Raw genomic sequence first — 6843 nt, forward strand, 5'->3', positions numbered from 1 at the left:
GATTTCATTATTAATGAAGGCAAACTTAAAAAAGTATCATGAATGCTACTAAAAGAAAGTGAGTGTTGATCCCAAAAAGGATTAATGCTCTTTTTGCATTTACCTTTAATGTAAACACTTCCCGCCCATAATCCTAGAAAGATTGTGAAGAAATACACTTAAACTAAAGGGTAGCTTTAATTAAATTTGAAAAAAAAGAAAAGCTTAGAGATTTATTTCATCTCCAAGCTTTTTATATCCTAATAATAATTTTGTATTTGAAAATAAAACCCGTTAGGTTAACCAGCATTTTTTTCTATATTGATGATTTTTTATACTAATGAACTGGAAGTAATGACAGGATAAAGGTTTCCGTTAATTGTGAAGGAAACCCTTCCTGACTCTTCTGAAACAACTAATACGAGTGCATCACATTGCTCCGTTAGGCCAATAGCAGCTCGATGTCGAGTACCTAACTTTTTTTCACCTGCATTCATCTTAGATAAAGGTAAAACATTTGCTGCTGAATAAATTTGATCTGAGCGTACAAGGACCGCTCCATCATGGAGTGGATTTCCAGGAAAAAAGATTGATTCCAACAAAGCAGAAGTTAGATTGGCACCAACAAAAGTACCGGGTTTTATATAAGAGTCAATCAAATCTTTCCGTTCAATCACAATTAATGCGCCATGTCTTAGGCTAGAAAGATGTTGTATTGAGGAGGATATATCTACAAATTTATTTACAAATGGGGATAAATAACAATTTAAGTAAAAAGAAGAGGCAACTGTTTCTATTGCTTCAAACTTTTCTTTTAGCCCTTCAATTCTACCTAAAAGACAATTATTTTCATTATCTAAACCCTCGACTAAATGTTCAATTTCATTTGTTACATTTTGAAGCTCATTAACTAGCTGTTGTTTTAGTGGAGAAACATCGCAATTATTTTGTATCAATAGAAACACCTCATTAATGAGTTTTTTTACATAAAGTAAAACTTTAATCAGTGGGGTTTTCTTCATTCTTCAGTGATTGTTAATCGAGGCCAACATGATTTGGGTCATAAATAATTGGCATAGAGCGTGGTTCTTAGATTGTTCCTTCAATCATGTATTTATGGGTTATTACCCTCCACTAACTTCTTCGGTTTCACTTAGTTTTGTGTTGTGGATTTTTACTGCCTGTAAATTCAGGATAAACAACCAAAGAGGGTAAAGGCTCTACAATCAACCGCATGATACTAATTACTGATTGTAGTTGGCATCGTTAACCAAAACTCAATTCCTTCTAAATTTTATTCCTTAACAAGCCTGAATTTCCACAAAAGACTGCGGGGATATTCAAACCAACTTCATGTAACGCACCTTGTTTGTAAACATAGCAAAACTTTGGCACAGCTGCCTTTATATCGTAATGTACTTGACTACTATCCCCATATATAGGTTTATTGCATGTGGGGTTGAATAAGCATTTCTTTTTCTATTTTCCCAGAAATGGTCCAATCATATGCATATGGGGAATTCCTAACATGATTTTTGAGTTTTAGGAAAACAGAGTAGCATACTAAATTGTTTCTTTTACCTGATTAATTGAAGCAAACCTATAATTTATCCACCTAAAATACTGATAAGATTACAGCATATTTAGGCAAGAAAGTTAATATTATTATACGTAGTAATCCCAAATTTGGAGTTTCTTCGAGTCAAATGATAAATGAAGTATTGGGGGATTGAATATGTTTATTCACATCGTTCAGCCAGGTGACTCTTTATTTTCAATAAGTAGAAGATACGATTCTAATATCGAACAGATACGTAGTACCAATGGTTTAGTGGAAACCAATATTGTTCCTGGTCAAGCTCTTCTCATACCACTTTATATCTATACTGTTCAGCCGGGCGACACGCTAATTAGAATTGCAAGAAAAGCATTTGTTCCCTTAGAGCAATTAAGGGCAGCCAATCTCCTAATTAATCCGGATTCATTACAAGTAGGGATGAAACTAACGATTCCAAATATATCGAATTACCTTGCATCTACACTGAGTTTTTACGCTGTTAGAACCCCAGAATTGGACCAGAATTTAATCAGGGATTTTGCCCCTTACAGTACATCTATATCGATTTTTGAATACCACATTGCTGGTAATGGGGATCTCGCTAACACTTTAAATGACTTGACTGCAATTCAAACAACTTGGAGTCATCGGGTAAGACCACTAGCAACGATTACCAATTTGACACCTGAGGGTTTTAGTCCCGAGCTGGTTCATCAAGTATTAAATAATCCTACCGCAAGGGCAAATCTCGTTAATAATATAACCTATTTAGTAACAAATAAGGGGTATGGCGGGGTTAATATTGATTTTGAACGTATCTTGGCTGAGGACAGAGATCTGTTTACAGGTTTTTTACGCGAATTGAGGGATCGTTTAAGGCCATTGGGACGGACGCTAACCATTGCTGTTCCCGCAAAAACAAGCGAAGAAATTCCTTGGCTAAGGGGATATGATTTCGGAGGAATAGGGTCAGTAGTGGACTTTATGTTTATCATGGCTTATGATTTTCACCATGCAGGGAGCGAACCAGGACCTGTAGCTCCAATTACCGACGTTAGAAGAACAATTGAGTTCGCCATAAAACTTGTTCCTCGTAGGAAAATTATTTTAGGCGTGCCTTTGTACGGGTATAATTGGATTATTCCTTACAGACCAGGTAGTGTTGCTCCAGCGATTTCAAATCAAAGTGCTGTGGAATTGGCTATGAGGTTCCAATCACCGATACAGTATTCAACTGAATTTGAGTCCCCTTTTTTTCGCTATACAGATCCAACGGGAATTAGACATGAAGTTTGGTTTGAAGACGTAAGAAGTATGGCAGCTAAAATGATATTAATTCGAGAGTATGGTCTACAAGGGATCGGTGCATGGCAATTAACACTTGGATTTGCGCCGGGGCCTTGGCTATTAACAAAGTTTTTTACCATAAAGAAGGTATAATAATATATAATCATGTTTAAAAATATAGTTTATTACTTAATAGAGTAAAGTCTATTTATATATAACTTAATCTGCTAAATAAAGACTTCATAATGTCTCATAATACTTTTAAAGTTGTGAACCAGCATTTTCCAGATTATGCCCCTTTAATGTTAATCTTCTACAATGGGGCTTTGCTTTAATATGGAGTAGTCTCCTTTGCATGGACAATACATTTAAGTGATTGAGTTTTTTGAGGTAAAAAGCTTTTGAAGTAATGTACTTAAAGTAAAAGGTGCGTTGATCCAAGAAAGATTAATGCACCTTTTTGTTGATTGTTCAATTAACGGGGCTGTTTAGTTCAACAAGAATACCTAGGCGATGTTTTTTGCTCTGTTTAAGAATAATGGTGATTTTTGATAACTCTTCGAAAACTTACTTTCAGTTACCTGTCAGATGGTAAGAGATATAGGAATAGTATATTACTGGATTAATAAAATTGAAACAGGAAGAAAAATGAGGTGATTTTATTTTAGAAAAACTCAGGAAAATTAATATGAAAACTGCTGTATTTATGGGAATTATTTTTTACTCTTTGACTATCTTAATCCACTTTCTTATTATAAGCAAAAGTATCCCATTCACATGGGTTAATGGTGGAAGGTCTGAATCATTCGCTGAACAGCTACCAATATCTGTTATAAATATCGTTATTTCTATTATTGGAGTAGTTTTTACGTTGATTGTTGGTAGAATTAAACTATATAAATACAAAAGAGGAATAACCGTTATATGTTGGTTTTTTGTTGTACTTTGGTCTTTTGGATTTATACAACAATTGTTTGGAACACCTTTTGAAAAAATGGTTTGTTCATTAGTATTGCTTATTGGAGTTATCTCGAACTTGCGTATGGCCATTGAAAAAAAATAGATGTAACTATTTAATTAATAAGTTTGTGAACAATTACACTTAAACTAAAAGGTGCTATCCTTGAAGAATGGCTGCGATAAAAAGGTAGCCTTTTTGTTATTGTGTTAACGGGGTAGAATAGTTCAAGAAAGATAACAAAAAATGTTAGTGAATATGTTTGGCGTGAAAGGAAAAGTAACGGAGAAGGTAAAACTTTATTTAAAATATCGAAAGAAATCATATCTTTTATATACTGCACTTTTTATTGCAGGGTTCATTGTTGTTATCTTTATATTTGGACCTCCGAAGTATTATGTTGTCCCCATTTTATCAATGATAACGGCTTATGGTTTTTTAGAGTTTGTAGAATAAAAACGTTGGGAAAAAGAAAATTATTGAGTTTAGTATCCTCAACGGGGGCTTGAGTTAAAAAAGGATTGCAACGGCGGCGATCCTTTTTCTTATTTCGCGAAAGGGGCAGGTTAGTTGATGATGAGAAGAAATAAAAAAGGTCTTTTCCAAAGCCCTTAAAAGAGTAATATCAGTTAGCAAATAATTGCTACAAGGGTGGGAGGATATTAAATATATCTTATCAATTATCAGGAGGATTTATGGAGTGAAGAATTGGGTAATTCGAGTTCTAGTTATTATTGCAGGGTTACTTTTATGGGCTGTTTTGAGAATTCTATTTCATTATCCTTATTAAACTAAAGGGTGCGTTAATCAAAGAAGGATTAGCCACCTACAGCAATCGGGCCATTTAGTGGAGTAAGCCAATTGAACAAAGTTAAGAAATAACTGTGCTACACAAAAAAATTATGTTATATAAATATCTGAAGGGAATAAAAGTGTAAGACTATTATAGCGGGGTGTTTTCCAATGCAGAGGAATTATTGGATCATAACTTTCGGTATTGTTTGGACTATTATTTTTTCAGGTATGAGCTTTTATTGGGCAATGGGTGGCTTACTTGGTGTTAGATCTCTAGGAGGGTCTATTTATGAAATGTCCCTTACGCCTTCCCCCTCGTTCATCATGATTGTTTGGCTTACCGGTTTTATTAAATTACTTGGGTTAATATTATTGTTGATTCTTCTTGTTCAATGGAAGAAGCCTATAATAACCAGAATTCTTTATTACGTTACGAAAATTGTAGGGGCCTTATTGTTCTTATATGGATTTCTTAATTTCGTCACTATTACATTAAGTACGTTAAATATTCTAGATTTTGATTTAGATTCATATGCAACGTTTTGGAGGTTAATTTTCTGGGAACCTTTTTGGATGATAGGTGGAGTTTTTTACTTTTTTTCCATAAAAATCACTAAATCTTTATTCAACTACTGAGGGATTTTCTTTAATAAGCCATTCTGAGACACTCTTTCAGAATAGGGCACGATTGTTTAATAAGTGTCTCTTTTCTACTTCAACTAACGGGGCAGTTTAGTTGAAGAAGTAATTTGTATTTTTACCGGAATATAATTTATCAGATATATTTAGGGGAGTATAAATGGGTTTCTATTGGTTGGCTTCATTTTTTGGTTTTTAATTGTTGCTTCATTCTTATTATTAATATTGGGTTTATAGAAAAAGTCTTGGAAAGTTGTTTATGGTAATAAAGTTAGGGAATATATAGGATTTGCTATTGTCTTAAAACTTCATGCAGCATAGTTTCCTAAGCCAATGGGAAACCTACTGTCATCAAAATATAAAAATGAGGGATCTCAAATCAGACAATATCTAAAGCGTCTTTCATTGCTTTCAAGTATGTTAGTGTTGACATCAGGGTTCTCTATCCCCCCGCATAAATCTATGCCTACAGAGCCTAATAATAGAGATATCACTTCCACGGAAGTTAATAAAGATGTTCTATACAAAAAAATTGAGGCATACAACGAACAGTTTAAAATTGAACCGATTGATGCACAAGTCGATAGAGTATGGAAAGCAATACCGGGTTACAATGGGTTGCGGGTGAATATAAAAGCCAGCTATAAAAAAATGAAGATAAGTGGTGAATTTGATAAAAACAAGGTTATCTATAAAGAAATACCGCCTAGTGTCCATTTGGAAGATTTAGCTCCCGAACCGATTTATAGGGGTAACCCACAAAAACCTATGGTGGCTTTTTTAATCAATGTCGCCTGGGGTGACGAATACATCCCAAAAATTCTCAAGGTTTTAAATGACCATCAAACTAAGGCAACATTTTTCTTTGATGGAAGTTGGGTTAAAAAGAACCCCAGTCTAGCTAAGACGATTAAGGATGCTGGTCATGAAATCGGCAACCATGCTTATAGTCATCCTAATCTCCAACAGCGTTCTGAGCCCGAGACTATGGAAGAATTGAAAAAGACCAATGATGTCATTAGGGGAACCCTTGGTCTAACACCAAAGTGGTTTGCCCCACCAAGTGGAAGTTTTAATCAGGTAACGATTCAAGTAGCTAACCGACTTGATATGAAAACGATTCTATGGACAGTCGATACGGTCGATTGGAGAAAGCCTGCAACATCGGAAATGGTTAGAAGAGTTGTGTCGAAGGTAGAAAATGGCTCAATGGTTCTAATGCATCCTACAAAGCCTACGGCTGAAGGGATGGAGACCATGATAACGGATATTAAGGCAAAGGGATACAAACTCGGTACGGTTAGCGAACTTATGAGTGAAAAGCGCATAAATTAATCAGTTAGCTGGAAGGCAAACAGATATGCAAACCACCCTACTAACGGTTCAGTATACGGCGGGTGGTTTAATCAGCCAAGGGAAGGAACGAGGAGATATTTTAATCGTTAAATCAGATGGAGAAATCTTGAAATACCTTGCAATTGTTGAGGGGTAATCAATTTTGTATATTATAAAACAATCAAAGTAAAGGATGCGGAGTTGAAAATAATGGTGTCACTAATGGAATACATTTGCTAGCTGACGTAGGACACCTTTTAGTAAATTAATGAATTTGAAACTTTTTAAAAGC

General features: G+C 34.8%; 7 protein-coding genes. 6 read left to right on the forward strand and 1 reads right to left on the reverse strand.

Annotated elements, in window-relative coordinates; all coding sequences use genetic code 11:
* Positions 1 to 311 precede the first annotated feature (311 nt).
* The gene (cdaS, locus tag V7147_RS22280) at positions 312 to 935 is read right to left on the reverse strand and encodes a sporulation-specific diadenylate cyclase CdaS (RefSeq protein ID WP_335369999.1); all 624 of its coding nucleotides are present in this window, start codon (positions 933 to 935) and stop codon (positions 312 to 314) included.
* Between the two features lie 779 nt (positions 936 to 1714).
* On the opposite strand from cdaS, the gene V7147_RS22285 reads away from it, so the two are divergent.
* The 6 genes from V7147_RS22285 to V7147_RS22310 all read left to right on the forward strand — a co-directional run bounded on the left by V7147_RS22285 (position 1715) and on the right by V7147_RS22310 (position 6708).
* A complete protein-coding gene (locus V7147_RS22285; protein WP_335370000.1) occupies positions 1715 to 2977 on the forward strand; it encodes a glycoside hydrolase family 18 protein in 1263 nt (420 codons plus the stop codon).
* 535 nt (positions 2978 to 3512) lie between these two features.
* Positions 3513 to 3887, forward strand: a complete 375-nt coding sequence (locus tag V7147_RS22290) for a hypothetical protein (protein WP_043932481.1) — start codon at positions 3513 to 3515, stop codon at positions 3885 to 3887.
* A 141-nt stretch (positions 3888 to 4028) separates the two neighbouring features.
* Positions 4029 to 4238: a hypothetical protein gene (locus tag V7147_RS22295; protein WP_335370001.1), complete on the forward strand. Its 210-nt coding sequence runs from the start codon at positions 4029 to 4031 to the stop codon at positions 4236 to 4238.
* A gap of 507 nt (positions 4239 to 4745) precedes the next feature.
* Positions 4746 to 5213 (forward strand): DUF3995 domain-containing protein, encoded by a 468-nt coding sequence (locus V7147_RS22300; RefSeq protein ID WP_335370002.1) that lies wholly within the window; start codon positions 4746 to 4748, stop codon positions 5211 to 5213.
* Positions 5214 to 5678: 465 nt separating this feature from the next.
* A complete protein-coding gene (locus V7147_RS22305) occupies positions 5679 to 6551 on the forward strand; it encodes a polysaccharide deacetylase family protein (RefSeq protein ID WP_335370003.1) in 873 nt (290 codons plus the stop codon).
* Between the two features lie 25 nt (positions 6552 to 6576).
* Positions 6577 to 6708, forward strand: a complete 132-nt coding sequence (locus tag V7147_RS22310) for a hypothetical protein (protein ID WP_335370004.1) — start codon at positions 6577 to 6579, stop codon at positions 6706 to 6708.
* The last annotated feature ends 135 nt before the right edge of the window (positions 6709 to 6843 follow it).

Source organism: Bacillus sp. JJ1521, assembly GCF_036965165.1.
Classification (GTDB): Bacteria; Bacillota; Bacilli; order Bacillales; family Bacillaceae_L; genus Ferdinandcohnia.